The organism is Agromyces allii (assembly GCF_009749385.1).
GTDB lineage: Bacteria > Actinomycetota > Actinomycetes > Actinomycetales > Microbacteriaceae > Agromyces > Agromyces allii.
The window spans coordinates 168,688-189,673 of record NZ_WBIN01000008.1; the positions used below are offsets into that span (position 1 = coordinate 168,688).

14 protein-coding genes are annotated in these 20,986 nt (G+C 71.0%); 4 read left to right on the forward strand and 10 right to left on the reverse strand.

What is annotated here, in order from left to right; all coding sequences use genetic code 11:
* The first annotated feature begins 94 nt into the window (after nt 1-94).
* Complete coding sequence (locus GQR16_RS11830) at nt 95-2,584, forward strand: glycoside hydrolase family 3 C-terminal domain-containing protein (RefSeq protein ID WP_157415346.1); 2,490 nt, start codon at nt 95-97, stop codon at nt 2,582-2,584.
* A gap of 3 nt (nt 2,585-2,587) precedes the next feature.
* Nucleotides 2,588-5,332 carry a glycoside hydrolase family 3 protein gene (locus tag GQR16_RS11835; protein ID WP_157415347.1) on the forward strand — a complete coding sequence of 915 codons (2,745 nt, stop codon included), beginning with the start codon at nt 2,588-2,590 and terminating at the stop codon, nt 5,330-5,332.
* A gap of 105 nt (nt 5,333-5,437) precedes the next feature.
* Here the strand turns inward: GQR16_RS11835 and GQR16_RS11840 are convergent, their stop codons facing one another.
* From GQR16_RS11840 to GQR16_RS11880, 9 genes are all read right to left on the reverse strand, one after another.
* Complete coding sequence (locus GQR16_RS11840) at nt 5,438-6,745, reverse strand: FAD-binding protein (protein WP_157415348.1); 1,308 nt, start codon at nt 6,743-6,745, stop codon at nt 5,438-5,440.
* Between the two features lie 132 nt (nt 6,746-6,877).
* Nucleotides 6,878-8,389 carry an arabinosylfuranosidase ArfA gene (gene arfA / locus GQR16_RS11845; protein WP_157415349.1) on the reverse strand — a complete coding sequence of 504 codons (1,512 nt, stop codon included), beginning with the start codon at nt 8,387-8,389 and terminating at the stop codon, nt 6,878-6,880.
* A 97-nt stretch (nt 8,390-8,486) separates the two neighbouring features.
* Nucleotides 8,487-9,440 carry a carbohydrate ABC transporter permease gene (locus tag GQR16_RS11850; RefSeq protein WP_157415350.1) on the reverse strand — a complete coding sequence of 318 codons (954 nt, stop codon included), beginning with the start codon at nt 9,438-9,440 and terminating at the stop codon, nt 8,487-8,489.
* The gene (locus tag GQR16_RS11855; protein WP_157415351.1) at nt 9,440-10,393 is read right to left on the reverse strand and encodes a carbohydrate ABC transporter permease; all 954 of its coding nucleotides are present in this window, start codon (nt 10,391-10,393) and stop codon (nt 9,440-9,442) included. Before GQR16_RS11855 ends, GQR16_RS11850 begins: the two co-directional genes overlap by 1 nt.
* Nucleotides 10,394-10,486: 93 nt before the next feature.
* Entirely contained in the window at nt 10,487-11,821 is a 1,335-nt protein-coding gene (locus tag GQR16_RS11860) for an ABC transporter substrate-binding protein (RefSeq protein WP_157415352.1), read from the reverse strand.
* Nucleotides 11,822-12,016: 195 nt separating this feature from the next.
* The gene (locus GQR16_RS11865; RefSeq protein ID WP_157415353.1) at nt 12,017-13,039 is read right to left on the reverse strand and encodes a LacI family DNA-binding transcriptional regulator; all 1,023 of its coding nucleotides are present in this window, start codon (nt 13,037-13,039) and stop codon (nt 12,017-12,019) included.
* Nucleotides 13,040-13,151: 112 nt separating this feature from the next.
* Nucleotides 13,152-14,024, reverse strand: a complete 873-nt coding sequence (locus GQR16_RS11870) for a phosphatase PAP2 family protein (RefSeq protein ID WP_246200764.1) — start codon at nt 14,022-14,024, stop codon at nt 13,152-13,154.
* Nucleotides 14,025-14,333: 309 nt separating this feature from the next.
* A complete protein-coding gene (locus GQR16_RS11875) occupies nt 14,334-15,608 on the reverse strand; it encodes a multidrug effflux MFS transporter (protein ID WP_157415354.1) in 1,275 nt (424 codons plus the stop codon).
* A 304-nt stretch (nt 15,609-15,912) separates the two neighbouring features.
* On the reverse strand, nt 15,913-17,664 hold the full coding sequence (locus GQR16_RS11880; RefSeq protein ID WP_157415355.1) for an FAD-binding protein: 1,752 nt from the start codon (nt 17,662-17,664) through the stop codon (nt 15,913-15,915).
* A 55-nt stretch (nt 17,665-17,719) separates the two neighbouring features.
* On the opposite strand from GQR16_RS11880, the gene GQR16_RS11885 reads away from it, so the two are divergent.
* Nucleotides 17,720-18,328, forward strand: a complete 609-nt coding sequence (locus tag GQR16_RS11885; RefSeq protein WP_246200765.1) for a TetR/AcrR family transcriptional regulator — start codon at nt 17,720-17,722, stop codon at nt 18,326-18,328.
* A gap of 15 nt (nt 18,329-18,343) precedes the next feature.
* Here GQR16_RS11885 and GQR16_RS11890 read toward each other — a convergent pair whose 3' ends face one another.
* Complete coding sequence (locus tag GQR16_RS11890) at nt 18,344-19,534, reverse strand: ROK family transcriptional regulator (protein ID WP_157415357.1); 1,191 nt, start codon at nt 19,532-19,534, stop codon at nt 18,344-18,346.
* 144 nt (nt 19,535-19,678) lie between these two features.
* Here GQR16_RS11890 and GQR16_RS11895 point away from each other — a divergent pair, with 144 nt between their 5' ends.
* Entirely contained in the window at nt 19,679-20,974 is a 1,296-nt protein-coding gene (locus GQR16_RS11895) for an extracellular solute-binding protein (RefSeq protein ID WP_157415358.1), read from the forward strand.
* The last annotated feature ends 12 nt before the right edge of the window (nt 20,975-20,986 follow it).

The window sequence follows — 20,986 nt, forward strand, 5'->3', positions numbered from 1 at the left end:
AATTCGGTTACCATAGCACTGCGCCGCCCGTGCGGCAGCACGCCTGCCGGCCCCCACCGGCGGGCACATCGACCGACGTCGTCCGAGGAGCCCCATGCCCGAGCGCATCCAGCAGCTGCTTGCGCAGCTGACCCTTTCGGAGAAGGCGTCGCTGATGTCGGGCGCGAACTTCTGGAACACGAAGGCGGTCGACCGCCTCGGCGTTCCCGCGATCATGCTCACCGACGGCCCCCACGGCCTGCGCAAGCAGGGCGGCGCGGCCGACCACCTCGGCCTGAACGCGAGCATCCCGGCGACCTGCTTCCCCACGGCCGCCACGCTCGCCAACAGCTGGGACGTCGACCTGCTCCGCCTGGTCGGCGAGTCGCTCGGCGCCGAGGCGGCGGCCGAACAGGTCAGTGTGCTGCTCGGCCCCGGCCTGAACATCAAGCGCAATCCGCTGGCCGGCCGCAACTTCGAGTACTTCTCCGAAGACCCCCTGCTCGCGGGTACGATGGCCGCCGCCTTCATCCGCGGCGTGCAGTCGCAGGGCGTCGCCGCATCGGCCAAGCACTTCGCGGTGAACAGCCAGGAGACCCACCGCATGTCGATCGACGAGGTCGTCGACGAGCGGGCCCTGCACGAGCTCTACCTCGAGGGCTTCCGCATCGCGATCACCGAGGGCGACGCGTGGACCGTGATGAGCTCGTACAACCGGGTCAACGGCACCTACGCCAACGAGAACCACGAGCTCATGCTCGACATCCTGCGCCGACGTTGGGGCTTCGACGCGCTCGTCGTGACCGACTGGGGCGGCAGCAACGACCGCGTCGCGGGCCTCGTCGCCGGCAACGCGCTCGAGATGCCGTCGACGAACGGCGTCACCGATGCCGAGATCGTGCGCGCGGTCGAGTCGGGCGAGCTCGATATCGCGCTGCTCGACGCCCGCGTGGCCGAGCTGCTGACGCTCATCGAGCGCACGGCGCCGAAGCCGACCGGCACGAGCACCGGCACCGGCACCGGCACCGGCACCGGCACCGGCACCGGCCACGTCTCCCCCGCCGACCTCGATGCGCACCACGCCCTCGCCGTCGAGTCGGCCCGCCGCTCGCTCGTGCTGCTCGCCAACCGCGACGGGGCCCTGCCGCTCGCCTCGGCCGCCGGCGCCGGCCGCGTCGCCGTCATCGGCGACTTCGCCGAGACCCCGCGCTACCAGGGCGCCGGCAGCTCGCTCGTGAACCCCACGCGCATCGATTCCGCCCTCGACGCGCTGCGCGCCTCCGACCTCGACGTCATCGGCTTCGAACCCGGGTTCTCACGCATGGACGGCCCCTCGAAGGCCCGTCGCCGACGTGCGCTCGCCCTCGCGGCGAAGGCCGACACCGTGCTGCTCTTCCTCGGGCTCGACGAGTCCGCCGAGGCCGAGGCCGTCGACCGCACCCACATGCGCCTCGCGCAGAACCAGCTCGACCTCGTCGAGGAACTGCTCGCGCTCGGCGCGCGCGTCATCGTCGTGCTCGCGGGCGGCTCGCCCGTCGAGCTGCCGTTCGCCGATCGGGTCGACGCGATCCTGCACGGCTACCTCGCGGGCCAGGGCGGCGGCCGCGCGGTCGTCGACGCGCTCACCGGCGCGGTCAACCCGAGCGGCAAGCTCGCCGAGACCTACCCGCTGCGCTACGAGGACGTCGCGTCGGCGGCGACCTTCCGCCGCACCGAGGCGACGAGCGAGCACCGCGAGAGCATCTACCTCGGCTACCGCCACTACGACAAGGTCGGCGCCGCCGTGCGCTACCCCTTCGGCCACGGCCTGAGCTACACGAGCTTCGCGTACTCCGACCTCGTCGTCGGCGCCTCGACCGTCAGCGTCGCCGTGACCAACACGGGCGAGCGCGCCGGCTCCGAGATCGTGCAGGTCTACCTCGAGGCTCCGGATGCCGCGAGCGGCCGCTTCCGCGCACCGCGCGAGCTCGGCGGCTTCGCGAAGGTCGCGCTCGAGCCCGGCGAGCGCGCCATCGTCGAGGTGGCCCTCGCCGAGCACGCGTTCGACGCGTACGACGTCGCCACGCACGACTGGCGCACGGTGCCCGGCACCTACGCGGTGCTCGCCGGGGCGTCGTCGCGCGACATCCGCCTTCGCGAATCGATCGAGATCGACGGCGAGGCCTGGTCGTTCGCCCACGAGCGAGACCTGCCGAGCTACGTCTCGGGCCGTGTCGACGCCGTCGACGCCGCGGAGTTCGAGACGCTGCTCGGCCGCCCCCTGCCCGACGCCGAGTGGGACGCCGAGCGTCCGCTCACGCGCGACGACATCATCGCGCAGACCAAGGGTCGCGGCGGATTCGCCGGGCTCCTGTACTGGCTGATCACGACGAGCCACGACGTGCTCATGCGCCTGAAGCGCCCCCTCGCCGCGAACAACACCCACTTCGCGCTCGACCTGCCGTTCCGCTCGATCCCCCGCCTGTCGGGCGGGGCATTCGACGAGGACATGCTCGACGGCCTGCTCCTCATGGTCAACCGTTACTTCTTCCGCGGCGCACGCCGCCTCATCAGCGCGGCATGGAAGCTGCGCGCCACCAAGAACCGCGACCCGAAAGCGAACTGAGAAATGCCCACCCGGAAAGAGATCACGCAGGAGGCGGTCGCCCGCGTCCAGGCCGAGAAGGCCGCGAAGCGCGCGCGCAAGGCGGAACTGAAGGCGATGTCGCCCGCAGACCGCAAGGCGGCCAAGGCGGCCGACCGCGCCGCCGCCCGCGAGGCGAAGCAGGCGGCCAAGGCCGAGCGCAAGGCCGCCCGCGCCTCGATGTCGCGCACCGAGTTCCGCGAGCTCAAGCGTCGCGAGCGCGCCTACCGCAGGATCAAGGCGCGCCCCCGCCGCATCATCGGCTGGAGCGTCGTCGTGGCGATCGTCGCCGTCGTCGCCGTGCTCGTCGCGCCCGTCGTGCGCGACATCGGCCGGCTCACCTCGATCGAGCTCGACAGCTCGACCGCCGCGGGCGAGGCCGCACGCGAGCACAGCACCGAGGTCACCGAGGCGATCTCCGACGAGGGCATCGTGCTCCTGAAGAACGAGGGCGACGTGCTGCCGCTCGCAGGCGACCGCCTGAACGTCTTCAGCTTCGCGTCGTTCAACCTCCGGTTCGGCGGCGCCGGATCGGGCGGCGCGAACCAGGCGAGCGCCGTCGGCCTGTACGACGCGCTCGACCAGCAGGGCGTCGAGGTCAACGGCGAGCTGCGCTCCGCCATGGAGGACGCCGGCGCCGAGACGAAGTCCGACGCCCCCAGCGGCCTGCTCGGCATCCTCGCGATGCTCACCGGCGGCGACGAGCCCGAGCCCGAGCCCGACTACCTCACCGACGACGTGCTCGCCCAGGCGCGCGACTACGCCGACACCGCGCTCGTCGTGATCGGCTCCGGCGCCTCCGAGGCGGCCGACCAGACGGCGGAGAGCCTCCGCATCAGCGACGCCCAGCGCGACCTGCTCGACGTCGTGACCGCGAACTTCGACGACGTCGTCGTCGTGGTCAACTCGGGCAACCAGATGGAGCTCGGCTTCGTCGAGGAGTACCCGCAGATCACCGGTGCCGTGTGGATCGGCACCCCCGGCCCGCGCGGCGCGGTCTCGCTCGCGAAGGTGCTGACGGGCGAGGTGAACCCGTCGGGCCACCTCACCGACACCTACGCGCGCGACATCACCGCGGCTCCCGCGGCCGAGAACCTCGGCGACTTCCGCTACGAGAACGCCTCCCGCAGCGTGCTCGAGTACGAGGAGGGCATCTACGTCGGCTACCGCTACTACGAGACCCGCTACCTCGGCGACGAGGCCGGCTACGCCGCCGCGGTGCAGTTCCCCTTCGGCTACGGCACGAGTTACACCGACTTCGCCTGGGACGCGGCGCAGCCCGTGGTCGGCGACGACGACCTCTCCGTCGATGTGACGGTGACGAACACGGGCGACGTCGCGGGCAAGGACGTCGTGCAGGTCTACTTCTCGGCGCCGTACACCGACGGCGGCATCGAGAAGTCGGCGATCGAGCTCGCGGGCTACGCGAAGACGTCGCTGCTCGAGCCCGGCGCATCCGAGACCGTGACCGTCGAGTTCGCGAAGCGCGACATGTCGTCGTGGGACGACGCGACCGGCACCTACCTGCTCGAGCAGGGCACGTACGGCATCACGGTCGGCACCGACGTGCACACGCCCGTCGCCTCGTTCGAGACCGACGTGGCCGCCGATGTCGTCTACGACACCGACGAGACCACGGGCACCGCGCTCGAGAACCGCTTCGGCTACGCCGGTGAGGGGCTCACCACGCTGTCGCGCAGCGACTGGGAGGGCACCTACCCCGACAGCTCGGACATGGACCTCGTGGCATCCGACGAGCTCCTCGAACGCATGGACCCCGAGATCGCACCCGCCGACGGCGAGGCGCCCACGTACGGCGCCGACAACGGCATCGTGCTCGAAGACCTCGAGGGCCTCGACTACGACGACCCGAAGTGGGAGCAGTTCCTCGACCAGCTCACGGCCGACGAGCAGATCTCGCTCTTCGCCAACGGCGCCTACGTGACCGAGGACGTCGAGCGGCTCGGCATCCCGAAGTCGGTGCTGCTCGACGGCCCGGCCGGCCTGAACTACCTCTTCGGCGACCTCGGGGCGGCGTCGTTCGCGACGCAGGTCGTGGTGGCGTCGACGTGGAACGACGAACTCGCCGCCGCACTCGGTGAAGCGGTCGGCGCCGAGGCCAACGCCTACGGCGTGCAGGGCTGGTACGCCCCCGGCATGAACCTGCACCGCACCGCCATGGGCGGCCGCAACTTCGAGTACTTCTCCGAGGACCCGCTGCTCTCGGGCAAGATGAGCGCCGCCATGGTCGAGGGCGCGCAGAGCAAGGGCGTGCTGACGTTCATGAAGCACTTCGCGCTCAACGAGCAGGAGGTGAGCGCCCGTGCCCCGGGCATGAACATCTTCGTCGACGAGCAGGCCATGCGCGAGCTCTACCTGCGTCCCTTCGAGATCACGGTCAAGGAGGCGGATGCCTCGGGCGCGATGACCTCGTTCATGAACATCGGCGGCCGGTGGGCCGGCGGCAACGAGCAGCTGCTGCAGGACGTGCTCCGCGGCGAGTGGGGCTTCGACGGCGTCGTGTCGACCGACGCGGTGCTCGGCGGCTGGATGGACCCCGCGCTCGCGGTGCGCTACGGCAACGACCTGATGCTCGCGATGCTGCCGACCTCGACCGCGAACCAGACGAAGTCGGCGCTCGAGGCCGACCCGGTCGGGGTCGGCGAGGGCCTGCGCGACCGTGTCCACGCCGTGCTGTTCGCCGTGCTGCAGACCGACCTGTTCGACTGACGGCCGACCGGTCTCCCGGTACGGCCGGCATGCGGGAAGCCTCCGGATCGTTCGCGATCCGGGGGCTTCCTCGTTCCGGCAGCCTCCGCGTGTCCGCGGAACGCGTCAGAGTCCGAGGCGCTCGAGCAGGTCGTTGCGGAACACGCCGTTCGGGTCGTACCGGGCCGCGAGCGAACGGAAGTCGTTCCAGCGGGCGTAGAGCTGCGGCATCCGCTCGCTCGCCTCCGCGACGTCGAAGAGCTTGCCCCAGTGCGGGCGCGCCTCGAACGGCGCGAGTGCGGCCTGCAGCGTCGGCAGCAGCGCCTCGACCGCCGGCTGGTCGGGCAGCCAGGTGAAGTGCAGGCCGAGGGCCGGCCGCTCGTACGACGACGACAGCCACAGCGTGTCGGCCGCGACCGTGCGGATCTCGCACACCTGGAGCAGGGGCGCGATCGACCCGGCGAGCCCGCGCACGGCGGCGATCGCGTCGGCGGCGTGCTCGCGCGGCACGAGGAACTCCGACTGCAGCTCGTCGCCGTTCGACGGGGTGAAGCCGAGCTTGAAGTGCGGCAGGCGCTCGAACCACGGGCCCGGCAGCCCGAGCTGGTCGGTGCAGTGCTCGGCCGAGACGCCCGGCAGCGGGTGCCGCTTCACGGTCGCCGCGTGCACGCCCATCGCCGCGAGCGTCTCAGGGAGGGCCTCGGACGCCGCTGCATCCGTTCGCTGCTTCAGCCAGAGCTGGTCGATGACGTCGGGGTCGCGCCAGGTCGTGAACAGGCTCGTCGAGGTCGCGAGGCCCGTGACGGCATCGAGGTCGGCGAGCACGGCCTCGAGCGGGAGCCGCTCGAACACGCGCTGGGCGACCTCGTAGGTCGGTTCGATGTCGAGTTCGAGCGCCGTGACGACGCCCAGCGCGCCGAGGCCGACGACCGCGCCGTCGAAGTCGGGCTCGCCGCGGCGGAGCCGGCGAAGCGACCCGTCGGCTGCGACGAGCTCGAGCGCGGCGACCTGGGTCGCGAGCGAGCCGAGGCGGTCGCCCGAGCCGTGGGTACCCGTGGCGACCGCTCCGGCGACGGAGATGTGCGGCAGCGACGCGAGGTTCGCGAGCGCCCAGCCCTCGCGGTCGAGCGCCTCGGCGACCTCGCCGTGACGGAGGCCGGCCGAGACCCGTGCGGTGCGCGCCTCGGCGTCGATCTCGACGTGCGCCGGCAGGCCGGCCGTCTCGACGAGCAGGCCCTCGGTGTCGGCGATGCGGTTGAAGCTGTGCCGCGAGCCGAGGGCGCGCACGCGGGTCGCGCCGCCGGGTGCACCTGCGTTCGCCGCCGAGGCCACGAGCTCGGACAGCTCGTCGACCGAGGTCGGCCGTGCGATGCGTGCGGCGCCGTACTCGAGGTTGCCGGCCCAGTTGCGGCCCGCACCGGTGCGTTCGGTCATCGTGCTCCCGTCGTCGTGGTCGTTCGGGCCCCGCGGATGTCGCGGCTGCGCGCCCGAGCGGAGTGCACCGCCCGGACGCGCCGGCCGTCACCACCGTACGACAGGATGCGTACGACGGGACGGCCGGCGTGCTCAGCCCAGCGAGACGGCCGACCAGGACACGGGCGGCAGGGTGATCGTGAGCTCGCCGCCGGCGATCGAGATCGACTCGTTCGCGCTCGGGGCCACGCGCTCGGGCTGCTCGAGCGTGTTCTTCGCGTACACGTCGTCGTCGGTGAGCGTGTGCGACTCGAGCACGGCGACGTCGCCGAGGCCGCTGACGTCGACGGTCACGGTGATCGCCTCGGTCTGCGAGCGGTTCACGAGGAACACGGCCGAGCGGCCGGTCTCGGCGTCGTGCGTGGCGACGGCGTCGACGAGCGGGACCTCGCCGTACGCCTTCGTCGAGTAGGTGGGCGCATCGAGCTTCAGCTCGAGCGCCTCGCCCTGCGCGAGGCGCGACGTGATCGAGAACGGGAAGAACGTCGTCTGGCGCCAGGCGATGCCGCCCGGCTCGGTCATGATCGGCGCGATGACGTTCACGAGCTGCGCGAGCGAGGCGCTCGTGACCCGGTCGGAGTGCTTCAGCAGCGAGATCATGAGGTTGCCGAACACGACCGCGTCGGCGACCGAGTAGACGTCCTCGAGCAGGCGCGGGGCGACCGGCCAGTTGTCGATGCCCTCGATCTTGTCGACCCCGTGGAACCGCTCGATGTACCAGACGTTCCACTCGTCGAACGAGATGTTGATGCTCTTCGAGCTGCCGTTCACGGCCTTGACGTGGTCGGCCGTCGCGACGACGGACTCGATGAAGTGGTCCATGTCGACCGCCGACGCGAGGAACGAGTCGAGGTCGCCGTCGCGCTCCTCGTAGTACGCGTGGCAGGAGATGTAGTCGACGTCGTCGTAGGCGTGCGTCAGCACGACGCGCTCCCACTCCCCGAACGTCGGCATGTGCGCGCTCGACGAGCCGCACACCACGAGCTCGACCGACGGGTCGAGCTGGCGCATCGCCTTGGCCGTCTGCGAGGCGATCTTGCCGTAGTCGTCGGCCGAGCGGTGGCCGAGCTGCCACGGGCCGTCCATCTCGTTGCCGAGGCACCACATCTTCACGCCGAACGCGTCGGTGCGGCCGTTGTCGATGCGGCGCTGCGAGAGCGCCGTGCCGCCGGCGATGTTCGTGTACTCGAGCAGGTCGAGCGCCTCGAGCGTGCCGCGCGTGCCGAGGTTGACCGCGAGCATGAGGTCGCTGCCGACCTTGTCGAGCCAGCCCTGGAACTCGTGCAGGCCGACCTCGTTCGTCTCGGTCGAGTGCCATGCGAGGTCGAGACGGCGGGGGCGCTCCTCGCGCGGCCCGACCGAGTCCTCCCAGCGGAAGCCCGACACGAAGTTGCCGCCCGGGTAGCGGATGGTCGAGACGCCGAGCTCCTTCACGAGCTCGACGACGTCGGAGCGGAAGCCCTCGGCATCCGCGCTCTCATGGCCGGGCTCGTAGATGCCGTCGTAGACGTGGCGGCCGAGGTGCTCGACGAACCCGCCGAAGACGCGGCGGTCGATGCGGCCGACGGCGAAGTGCGGGTCGACGGTGAGGCGTGCGGTGGTCATGATGCTCATTTCAGGATCGAAGTCGAGGGTCGGTCGAGGTCGAGTGGTCGGTGGGTCGAGAGGTGGTGCGAAGGTCGTGCGGATGCCGCGGCATCCGTCACTTGATGGAACCGATGGCCAGGCCGCCCTGCCAGTAGCGCTGCAGGAACAGGAACGAGAGCACGAGCGGGATCACCGAGATGAACGAGCCCGACGTGATGAGGTTCCAGACCTGCTCGCCGCCCGCGCCGGCGTTCGACAGCGCGGTCCAGCGGTTGAGGCCGACGGTGACGGGCAGCAGCTGCGGGTCGGTGAGCACGGCCAGCGGCAGGAAGAAGTTGTTCCACGTGCCGACGACCGAGAGCAGCAGCACCGTGACGATCGCGGGCTTCAGCAGCGGCAGGGCCACCTGGAAGAACGTGCGGATCTCGCCGGCGCCGTCGATGCGGGCGGCCTCGAGCATCTCGTCGGGCACCGCGTCCTGCGTGTAGATGCGCATGAGGTACACGCCGAACGGGCTCAGGAGCGAGGGCAGGATCACCGCCCACGGGGTGTTGATGATGCCGTACTGGCTGAGGAGCATGAACGTCGGGATCACGAGCGCCGTGAGCGGCACCATGACCGACCCGAGGATCACGCCGAAGACGCCGTTGCGCCCGCGGAACCGGTACTTGGCGAAGCCGTAGCCCGCGAGGATCGCGAGGATCGTGGCGCCGATGCCGCCCGCGAACGCGTAGAGGAACGAGTTGCCGAGCCAGCGCCAGTAGATGCCGCCCTGGTGGGTGAACAGCTCGCCGATGTTCGAGAACAGGGCGAACGTGTCGTCGAACCAGAACGCCGGGCTGCTGAACAGGCCTGCCGTGTCTTTCGTGGCGGCGACGAACAGCCACCAGATCGGCACGATGAAGTAGATCGCGAGGATGATCAGGAACACGTGCGAGCCGATGCGGCGCCCGCCCTTGCGGCGGCCGTCGCCCCGCGCGCCCCGGGGGCCGCGATATTCGTGGTCGGGCACGCCCGTGACGGTCGTGAGGGCGTCGGCGCGGTCGCCGCGGGTGTTGAGGATGGCCATCACTTGAGTCCGCTCTGCTTGCGGGTGAGGAAGAGGAAGAGGTACGAGCCGGCGAATACGAGCGCGCCGAGCGAGAACGCGATCGCCGAGGCGTAGTTGAACTGGCTGTACGAGAACGCCAGCGAGTACGCGTACATGTTCGGCGTGTACGCCGCGTCGATCGCGCCCTGCGCGATGTTGCGCAGCACCACCGGTTCGGTGAAGAACTGGAGCGTGCCGATGAGCGCGAACGTGATCACCATGACCATCGACGACGAGATCATCGGGAGCTTGATGCGGAGCGCGGTCTGCAGGCCGTTGGCGCCGTCGATGCGGGCCGCCTCGTAGATCGACGGGTCGATCGACCGAAGCGCCGCGTAGATGACGACCATGTAGTAGCCCGACCACTGCCAGGTGACGATGTTCACGAGGCTGCCGAAGATCGTGCCCGACGCGAGGAAGTCGGGTGTGGGCAGGCCCACGGCCGTGAAGAGCGTCGCACTCGGCCCGAACTTCGGGCTGTAGAGGAAGCTCCACATGAGTGCGCCGATGACCACGGGAATCGCGTACGGCACGAAGATGAGCAGCCGCGAGAGCTTCGACAGCCACGAGGTCAGCGAGTCGAGCACGAGCGCCGCGAGGAGCGCGACGATCAGCTGCGCCGGGATCATGACGATCGCGAACGCGGCGACGCGCAGCAGGCCCTCCATGAAGAGCGGGTCGGTGAACGCCTTCACGTAGTTGCCGATGCCGGTGAACTTCGTGCCCGTCGCGAGCGTCGACGTGAACAGGCTCATGCCGAACGCGTAGAACAACGGGAACACCAGGAACAGGGCGAACACCGCGAGGAACGGGGAGACGAAGAGCCAGCCCCAGCGTTGGCGGCGGCGCTCGAGGCGCGAGCCGGGCGCGCGCGTCGTGCCGGTGCGGCGCGTCGCGACGGGCTTCGGCCCGGCGGTGGTCTGGGTGGTCATGCTCGCTCTCCTCGTCGAGGCGGTCGGTCGGGGGTCGGTGAGGGGCGGGGGGGGGGGGCGGGGGGGCCCCCCCCCCCCCCCCCCCCCGACCGGTTACTCCAGGGTGAAGCCCTGCTCGCCGGCGTAGGTCTCGAGCGAGGACTGCAGGTCGTCGAGCGCCTGGTCGGAGCTCTTCTCGCCCTGCGTCATCGCGTAGAGCTGCTCGGTGAGCTGGTCGTACGCGTAATTCTGGAACGGGCTGAAGGTGAAGCCGGTGTAGCCGGCCGCCGCCTCGAGGAAGACGTCCTTGTTGATCTGCTGACCGCCGAAGAACGGGTACTCGAGGTCGCGGAAGTAGTCGGACTCGAGGATCGGCTTCCACAGTGGGAACAGGGCGGCCTGTTCGATGCCGATCTTCCACGCCTCCTCGGTGCCGAAGACCTCCTTGGCCACGACCGCGGCCGCCTCCTTGTCCTTCGCCTGGCTCGTCACGGCGAAGGTCGAGCCGCCCCAGTTGATCTGCACGGGGTTCGCGGCGTCCCACTGGGGAACCGGCGCTGCGCGCCACACGGCGTCGCTGTCGGCATCCGAGAGACCGCTCAGGTAGCCGGGGCCCCAGGCCGCGGCGACGTAGATGGCGTAGCTGCCGTCGACGAGCTTCGTGTTGTAGTCGGCCGTGAACGCGTCGTCGGTCGCGACGAGGCCCTGGTCGACGAGGTCGCTCCAGTAGCTCAGGACCTTCTTCGAACCCTCGTCGTTGACGTCGATGCCGATCTCGGTGGGGTTCGCGTTGTCGTACGCGAACGGCACCGAACCGGCCTGCGCGAACAGCGCCTGGTTGTAGGCGCGACCGTTCGTCGGGAAGTCGGCGAGCACGCCGGGCGCGCCCGCGTCCTTCAGGGTCTTCGCGGCGGCGGCGAACTCGTCCCACGTGGTGGGGGCGGCGATGCCGTACTGGTCGAGGATGTCCTGGCGGTAGAGCATGCCCATGGGGCCGCCGTCGACGGGGATCGCGTAGACCGCGTCGCCGCTCGAGACGTCCTTCCAGGCACCCTCGGTGTAGTCGCCCTTCACGTCGTTCGCCCCGAACTCGGTGAGGTCGACGAGGCCGTCGCGGATCGAGAAGCTCGAGAGCACCTCGGACTCGAGCATGATGACGTCGGGGGCGCCCGACCCCGCCTCGAGGGCGGTGGAGAACTTCGTGTACTCGTCGTTGCCCTGGCCGGCATTGGTCCAGCAGATCTGGACGTCGTCGTGGCTCTCGTTGAAGAGGTCGACGACGTCTTCGAATGCCGGGTACCAGGCCCAGACGCTCACCTGGGTGGCGTCGGCGTTCACGATCTTGTTGGTGCATTCCGTGGCGGAGGTGGATTCGCCTGCGCTGCAGCCGGTGAGGGCTGCGGCCGCGACGGCGACCGTGCCGCCGACGGCGAGGAGCTTGCTCTTCATCGTGCGGTGCTCTTTCTGTTGCGGTGGACAACTCTGTCTTGGTGCCCTGTGCCGGTGGTCTGTGCTCGGGCTGTACAACGTTGTAAAGTAAACGTTGTAGAGACATGATGCCCAAGGGCGCGCCCGCTGTCAAGTGGAGTCGGACAGCGGTTGCCGAGCTCGCGACGACATGCGGACACCGCGCGGACGCCGCGGTCAGGCGGCGGGCGCCGCGACCGCGGACTCGCGCTCGGCGATGCGGAAGTCGGCGAGCAGCAGCCGCGGCGGGCCCAGCTCGGCGCCCGACGCGATGCGCTCCACGAGCGTCGCGACGGCCGTCTTCGCGATCCACTTCTGGCCCGGATCGACCGTGGTCAGCGACGGGATCGAGTAGCCGGCCTCGTCGAGGTCGTCGAAGCCCATGACCGCGACGTCCTCGGGCACGCGTCGGCCCGATGCCTGCAGCACGCGCATCGCACCGAGCGCGAGCGTGTCGTTCAGGCCGAAGACGGCGTCGAACGCGACGCCGCGGTCGAGCAGTTCGGTCATCGACCTCGCGCCGTTCGAACGGTGCCACAGCGTCGTGTAGCCGATGAGCGACTCGTCGAACGGGATGCCGTGCGCCTCGAGCGCCTCGCGGTGCCCCTGCAGGCGCAGCGCGGCCGACCCCACGATCTCGTCTTCATGGGCGCCGACCACGGCGATGCGTCGCCGCCCCGACGCGATGAGGTACTCGGTCGCCGCACGCGCCGCCTCGACGTTGCGCATGGTCACGTGGTCGATCGGGCCGCCGAAGATGCGCTCGCCGAGCAGCACCATCGGGAAGTCGACGCGGAGGCTCGCGACATCCGCCTCGCTCATGCCCAGCGCACTGAAGATCAGGCCGTCGGTCATCTTGAGCCGGGGACTGCGCAGCAGTTCGAGCTCGCGGTCGCGGTCGCCGCCGGTCTGCTCGACGAGCACCACGAGCCCCGCCGCCTCGGCCGCCTCGATGACGGCGGCCGCGAGTTCGGCGAAGTAGCTGAGTCCGAGCTCGGGCACGGCCAGGGCGATGGCGCCCGTGCGCCCCGACTTCAGGCTGCGGGCGGTGAGGTTCGGCACGTAGCCGAGCTCGGCGATGGCCGCCTCGACGCGCTCGCGCGTCGCCGGGCGGATGTGCGGATACGCGTTGATCACGTTCGACACGGTCTTGATGGACACGCCGGCGACCCGCGCCACGTCGTGCAACGTCACAGCCATGTCGCCTCCGGGTTCATGCCAGCACTCTACAACGTTGTACCCCAGTGGTGCCGCCGGAGTCGAGCACGACGCCGATGTGCCGTCGACGCGTCATCGACGCGTCGCCGCCGCGTCATCGAGGAGGGCGCGGATGCGACGGCGGCGTGACATGCGCCTGCGCGAGCGCGGCGTTCCGCTCCGAGGCGCGCGCGAGCCGCGCCAGCCGCTCCCGCTCGAGGGGCACCGCGAACGCCGCCCAGAGCAGCAGTGCGACCCCCGCGCCGACGAGCGCCCCGCCGATCGTGTCGGTCAGCCAGTGCACGCCGAGATAGGTGCGACTGATCGCCATGAGCACGGTGTACACCGCCCCGGCCACCCACACCCAGACCCGCGGCACGATGACGCCGAGCGCCACCGCGATCGTCGCCGCGTTCGCCACATGCCCCGAGGGGAATGAACCGAAGTCGCTCGTGACCATCATGTCCTCGGGCCGAGGCCGGCCGTACAACTCCTTGAGCACCTGCACCACGAGGGCGCTGCCGGCCGAGGCCAGCGCGAAGTACAGCGCGGCCCACGGCCGACGCAGCACGAGCAGCGCGATCGTGATGCCGACCGGCACGAGGATCACACCGACGATGCCGCCGCCCAGCATGTTCATGAACAGGGCGAAGACGTCGGCCGCCGGCGAGTGCGCCTCAGCGAGCTCGAGCGACCACTCCTCGTCGACCCCGAGCGGCAGTCCGCCCGCGCGCACCGCGATCACCAGGCCGAGCAGGGCGCCCATCGCCACCGCGATGCCGCCCGCGATGAGCGGCACCCTTCGGCCCATGCGGTGCACGCGCGCGGCGCGCTGATGCGGCGCGAGATCGTCGGAAGCAGCCACGGTCGCATCGGGGCGGCCGGCGGGCTGGGCCGCGGGCCCCGACTCCGCGGCGGCGGTGGGCTCCGCGTCCGCGTCGCGCTCGGCGGCGTCGTCAGGCTCGGGCGGCTCGGCAGGCGCGGTCATGGCCCAACGCTAGCGAGGCGGCGGATGCCTCGGCGCGCGGCACGCGGCATCCGTCGCCCTCGGCCGGTTCGGGCTCGCCCGCGGGTCGCCACCGACGCGACGTCTGCGCCGGACTGTGCGGAACAGCGCGGACCACCCGACGCGGCGCAACTCCGGATGTCGCGAGCGACGCGCAGAGGCGAGCCGGCCGACACGCGGGCGCCCGCCACCGGCATCCGGAGTTCGGATGCCGGCGCGGACCCGGACGCAGCCCGAGATGCGAACGCAGGGCAGGACGGCCCGCGCGACGCAGGCCCTACCGACGACGCGTCAGTCGCTGAGCGGCGGCACCGTGCTCGGGCGCACGAGCAGCCACAGCGCGGCGATCGCGATGACGGCCGCGCTGATCTGCACGATCGCCATGGGGACCGCGCTGCCGACGCCCATGAGGCCGATGAGCGGCGAGATGAGCCCGGCGAGTCCGAAGTTCAGCGCGCCGAGGAGCGACGCCGCGGTTCCGGCCTCGGCGCCGTGGTGCGCGAGTGCCAGCACCTGCACGGCGGGGAACGAGAACCCGCAGGCCAGGATGTAGATCCAGAGCGGGATCGCGGTGCCCCAGAACCCGGCGCCCGAGGAGTCGAGCACCATGATCGCGACGGCCATCGCGAGGTGCACGATCGTGGCGATCGCGAGGATCCACTGCGGCTGCACGGTGCCGCGCATGAGCCGCGAGCTCGTCTGCACGCCGATGATGATGCCGATCGAGTTGACCGCGAAGAGGATGCCGTACTGCTGCGCGGTGAACGCGTACAGCTCCTGGAAGAGGAACGACGAGGTCGACAGGTAGCCGAACAGGCCCGTGAAGGTCATGCCGCCGACGATCGCGGCGCCGAGGTAGACGCGGTCGCGGAACAGCGCCTTGTACCGGTCGCCGAGCGTCGAGTGGCCGGCCACGTGGCGGCGCGACTCGGGCAGGGTCTCGACGATGAGGAACGCGACGGCGAGCACGACGACGAGGCCGTAGACGCCGAGCACGATGAAGATGCCGCGCCAGTCCATGACGTTGAGCAGCTGCGAGCCGATGACGGGCGCGAGCACGGGCGCAAGGCCGTTGACGAGCGCGAGGCGCGAGAGCATGCGCACGAGCGGCTTGCCGCCGAAGAGGTCGCGCACCATGGCCATGGCCACGACGCCGCCGGCCGCGGCGCCGAAGCCCTGGAGCAGGCGGAACACGAACAGCCACGTGATGTCGGGCGCGAACGCCGCACCCACGGAGGCTGCGATGTGCAGCACCGTCGAGAGGATCAGGGGCAGGCGGCGGCCGACCTTGTCGCTCCAGGGGCCGACGATGAGCTGGCCGAAGCCGAAGCCGAGCATGGTGCCCGTGAGCGTCAGCTGCACGGCCGCGGCCGAGACGCCGAGCTCGCTCTGCAGCACGGGGAACGCGGGCAGGTAGAGGTCGACGGTGAACGGCCCGAGCGCGGTCAGCGCGCCGAGCACGAGCACGTACACCAGCCGCTGGCGGCGGCTCAGGCGGTCGCCGGGGTGCGACGGGGTCTCGTAGTCGGACGGTCGGAGGATGGGGATGGAGGCGGTTGATGACATGCGGGTGTCCAGGCGTGCTCGAGTGCGGCGGCGCACGCCCTCGGGCGCCGGGAGACAGGAAACGGCGCCCCGTGGGGCGCCGCCGTGGTGCGATTCGGCCCCACGATGGGCTCGAATCGATTCGACTAGGTTCCAAGTGTACCCGAGCCCCCCTCCCCTGCCGCAAGTCCGAATTGCATTCGGGTTTCGCGGATGTCGTCGGCGGGCGCCTCGCGAACGCACGCCCAGCGGTACGCCGGGAAGACGTGAGCGGATGCCGCGACGCGCCGTCGCGGCATCCGCTCACCGGATCTGCGTGCTCGACCTAGACGGCCGGCACCTCGACCGACTCGGCCTCGCCGGCCGGAGCCGAGGTCTCGACCGGAGCCGAGGCGACGGACGCCGGGAGCCCGGTCGCCTGCCCCGCTGCGTGCCCGGCCGCATGCACCGCCGCGAGATAGCCGAACACCGCGGCCGGCCCGATGGTCGAGCCGGGCCCGGGGTAGGTGCGCCCCATGACCGAGGCCGTGGTGTTGCCCGCGGCGTAGAGGCCCTCGATGACCTCGCCCTCGGCATCGAGCACGCGCGCGTGCTCGTCGGTGAGCAGGCCGCCCTTGGTGCCGAGGTCGCCGGGCACGAGCTGCACCGCGGTGAACGGCCCCTTCTCGAGCGCGGCGAGATTGGGGTTCGGCTTCACGCGCGGGTCGCTGTAGTACCGGTCGTAGGCGGTGTTCCCTCGGCCGAAGTCGAGGTCGACGCCGCCGCGGGCCAGTCCGTTGAACCGCGCGATCGTCGCGGCGAAGGTGGACGCATCGACGCCCATCCTGCGGCCGAGCTCCTCGAGGGTGTCGGCCTTGACCGCCACGCCCTCGCGGAAGAGCAGCTTGCCGTCGCCGAGCAGCGCAGCGAACATGTAGCGCTGGCGGTGCCGCTTCTCGACGACGAGCCACGACGGGTTCGCGGGCGAGACGGCGTTGCGCTCGAGCAGGTGGTGGCCGAAGTCGATGTAGCTCTCGGACTCGTTGAGGTAGCGCGCACCCGACTGGTCGACGACGAGGCTGAACGGGTCGGAGCGCTCGTTGAGCACGAACATGGCCTGCTTGCCCGGAACCGGCACGGAGGCGCCCCACCAGGCGTCGTCCATGAGCGCGACATCGGCGCCCGCCTCGACGCCGGCCTCGATCGCGGTGCCGAGGTCGCCCTCGGCGGCCGACGTGTAGCCGGGGATGCCGTGGTACTTCTGCCGCCAGGCCGTGTTCGCGGCGAAGCCGCCCGCGCCGAGGATCACGCCGTGCCGCGCACGGATGCGCAACGCTCCGCCGGGGGCCGCCACGACGGCGCCGATCACGCGCCCCTCGTCGTCCTTCAGGAGCTCGGTGAGCGGCGAGCTGAGCAGGATCTCGGTGCCCTGCTGCTTCGCGATGTGGCCGAGCTGGAGCATGAGTCCGCCGCCGAACCCGTAGAGGTTCTTGCCCGTGACGAGCCCGCCGAGCGTGCGGAACACGAACCGCGCGCCGCGCACGAACCCCGAGAACGACGACCACGCGCGCATGAGCAGCCACACGTCGTCGGTCTGCATGGGGGCGGGAATGGAGTCGCCCGTGCGCGAGGTCTTGCGCCAGTCGCCGAGCTTCTTCGCGTCGAACGGCTTCGACTCGATGCCGCGACCGATCTTGCCGCCCGGGCGGTCGGGGTAGTAGTCGGGGTAGTCCTTCGCGACGGCCCAGCGCACGCCCAGCGCCTCGAGCCGGTTCACGAGCTCGGGGATCGTGTCGACGAACGCCTCGCGCCTGGCCTGCGAGCTCGCGGGCCCGATCGCGTCGACGGGCCCGATCGCGGACTCGAGGTAGGTCAGCGCCTCGGCGCGCGAGTCGGCGATGCCCCTGCGCTTCATGACGGGGTTGTTCGGCATCCACAGCCCGCCCCCGCTGCGCATGGTGGTGCCGCCCCAGCGGTCGGTGCTCTCGACGATGAGCGTGGACAGCCCGCGATCGGCCGCGGTGATCGCGGCGGTCATGCCGGCGGCACCGGTGCCGGCGACGAGGACGTCGACTTCGCGGTCCCAAGATGCGGTCATTGCTTCCTCCTCCAACCGGACATCCTTGTCCGGTAACGGTTGTACGCTAACACCCGTGCCCGAATCCCGGAAGAGCCCAGAACCGAGTGCGCACGGCGACGCCGCCTCGCCGGCGAAGGCCAACCGCGGCCCGGTCGCCGGCCCCGAGAACCGCCGCGCGATCATCGCCGCCGCCCGCGAGATCTTCGCCGAATCCGGCCTGCAGGCGCCGTTCAGCGCCGTCGCCAAGAAGGCGGGCGTCGGCCAGGGCAGCCTCTACCGCCACTTCCCCGACAAGGCGGCGCTCGCGGTCGCGGTCTTCGACGAGAACCTCGACGCCCTCGAGGCATCCGTCGCCGACCCGGCGATGACGCTCGACGACCTCATCGACGCGATCATCGACCTCGCCGCCGTCTCGACAGCGCTCATCGACCTCATCTGGCAGCACCAGTACGAGGACCGCGTCGTGCACCTCAGCGCCCGCCTCGCCGTGATCGTCGGCACCGTCGTCGCACGCGAACGCGCCGCCGGCCGACTGGGCGACCACGTCGACGACAGCGACGTGCTGCTCTCGATCACCATGCTCACCGACCTGCTCGCCCGAGCGGATGCCGCGGACCGGCGCCCGATGGCCGAGCAGGCGTGGGCGATCTTCCGCAGGTCGTTCGCACCGCTGCCGGGCTGAGCGCCGAGGCTCGCGTCAGTCGACGTGCGCCGCGTCGGCCGACGCCACGAGCGGGTCGGCGAGGAGCGCGGCGAAGGCGAGTTCGGCCGCTCCGATGAGCAGGCGGTTCTCGCCGAGTTCGGCGACCCGGATGTCGAGTCCCTCGGAGGCCACGGGCAGCGCCTGCGCGGCGACGGCCGCATCGAGCGCCGCCGGATCCCACGAGGCGAGCGTGGCGAGGAACCCGCCGAGCACGATGAGCGACGGGTTCAGCACGTTGATGGCGTTGCCGAGCGCCGTCGCGAGGATGCGCTGCTGCCTCGCGAGCTCGTCGGCGACGCGGGGATCGTCGGATGCCGCGAGCAGTCCGGCGAGGGTCGGCTCATCGGCACTCGCGCGGCCGACCGCATCGAGCAGTCGCGCGCGGCTGACCTCGTCTTCGAGCACGCCCTCCGGCGCGCGCCGGTCGCCGTCGCGCGAGATGCCCGGACGGTTCTGGCCGAACTCCCCCGCGTACCCGTGCGCGCCGCCGACGAGCCGGCCCTCCACGACGAGCCCGCCGCCGATGCCGCTCGCGCCGCCGTTGAGGTACACGAGGTCGTCGACGCCGCGCCCGGCGCCGAAGAGGTGCTCGGCCCTGGCGCCGAGCGTCGCGTCGTTCGCGACCTGGGTCGGCAGCCCGGTGGCGGCCTCGACGAGCGCCCGCACCGGGGCATCCGTCCATTCGAGGTGGGGCGCCCAGCGCACGAGGCCGTCGGACTGGCGCACCTGGCCCGGCACCGCGAGCCCGGCGCCGATGAGCCGGACGTCGGCGAGCTCGGCCAGGCGCCAGCGGGCGATGACCCTGGCGACGAGGTCGGCGGTCTCCTCGGGGGTCACGAGGTGGTCGACGTCGATGCGCTCGCGCACGACGATGCGGGCGTTGAGGCCGACGGCCGCGACGGTCACGGCGTCGACCTCGGGGTTGACGGCGATGGCCTGCACGCCGGGGTGCACCGCGACGACGGGTGAGGGGCGCCCGACGCGGTTGGTGGGGTCGGGCGCGTGCTCCTGGACGAGGCCGAGCTCGACGAGTTCCGCGGCGAGCGCGGCGACCGTCGAGCGGTTGAGCCCGGTCTCGGCGGTCAGACGGGCGCGCGAGAGCGGCCCCTCGCGGTGCGCGAGGGCCAGGAGTTTCGAGAGGTTTCGACGATGCACGCCGTCGAAGGTTCCGAGTCGGTCGACCACGGGAGCAACTCTATGTTCCCGCCCGGAGCGGGCGGGCGCGGCTCGCGGGATTTGTTGCTCTTGACGGCATATCCCCTCGCGGCTAGAGTTCCAACGTCCAGATCACTTTCGGCGTTGAGGCCGAAACTTTCGAGAGGTTCAATGATGAACAGACGACGCATCGGCAGGTTCACCGCCATCAGCGCCGCAGCAGCACTGGCCGTCGGCGCCCTGGCAGGATGCAGCGCCGGCAGCGACGAATCCGGAGACGGATCGGTCACCCTGACCTTCTGGCACAACTCCACCACCGGCGACGGCAAGGCCTACTGGGAGGCGACCGCGGCCGACTTCGAAGCTGAGCACCCCGGCGTCAAGATCGAGATCCAGGCCATCCAGAACGAGGAGATGGACGGCAAGCTCCAGACCGCCCTCAACTCCGGCGACGCACCCGACATCTTCATGGCCCGCGGCGGCGGCAAGCTCGCGGCCGTGGTCGAGGCCGGCCAGGCGCAGGACCTCTCCTCCGCGCTCTCCGACGACACGAAGGCCGCGCTCGGCGACGGTGCGCTCTCGGCCTTCACGGTCGACGGCAAGCTCTACGGCGTGCCCTCCTCGGTGCTGCCCGGCGGCATCTACTACAGCAAGGACCTGTTCGAGCAGGCGGGCATCACCGAGACGCCGACGACCTTCGACGAGCTCGGCGACGCCGTCGACAAGCTCAAGGCAGCGGGCATCGACCCCATCGCCCTCGGCGCGAAGGACGCCTGGCCCGCCGCGCACTGGTTCTACTTCTTCGCCCTCCGCGAGTGCTCGCAGGACGTGTTCGCCGGCCTGACCGACGACCCGAGCTTCACCGACGACTGCTGGCTGCGCGCCGGCGAGGACCTCGCGGACTTCGCGGGCACCGAGCCGTTCAACCAGGGCTTCCTCACCACGACGGCCCAGCAGGGCGCCGGCTCCTCCGCCGGTCTCGTCGCCAACCACAAGGCCGCCATGGAGCTCATGGGCGCCTGGGACCCCGGAGTGATCGCCTCGCTCACGCCCGACGAGAAGCCCCTCGCCGACCTCGGCTGGTTCCCGTTCCCGGCGGTCGACGGCGGCGACGGCGAAGCCGGCGCGATGATGGGCGGCGTCGACGGGTTCTCGTGCTACGTGGATGCCCCGAAGGAGTGCGGCGAGTTCCTCGAGTTCGCCTCGCAGAAGGAGTACCAGGAGGGCTACGCCAACGCGTTCGTGACGCTGCCCGCCAACAAGGACGCCCAGAGCGTCGTCACCGACCCGGCTCTCCAGGAGGTGCTCGCCGCGGTCAACGAGGCGCCGTACGTCTCGGTCTGGCTCGACACGCTCCTCGGCCAGAACGTCGGCAACGCGCTGAACGTCGGCGTCGTCGACCTGCTCGCCGGCAAGGGCTCGCCCCAGGGCATCGTCGACGCGGTCGACGAAGCCATCCAGAAGGGCTGAGGCCGAGCACAT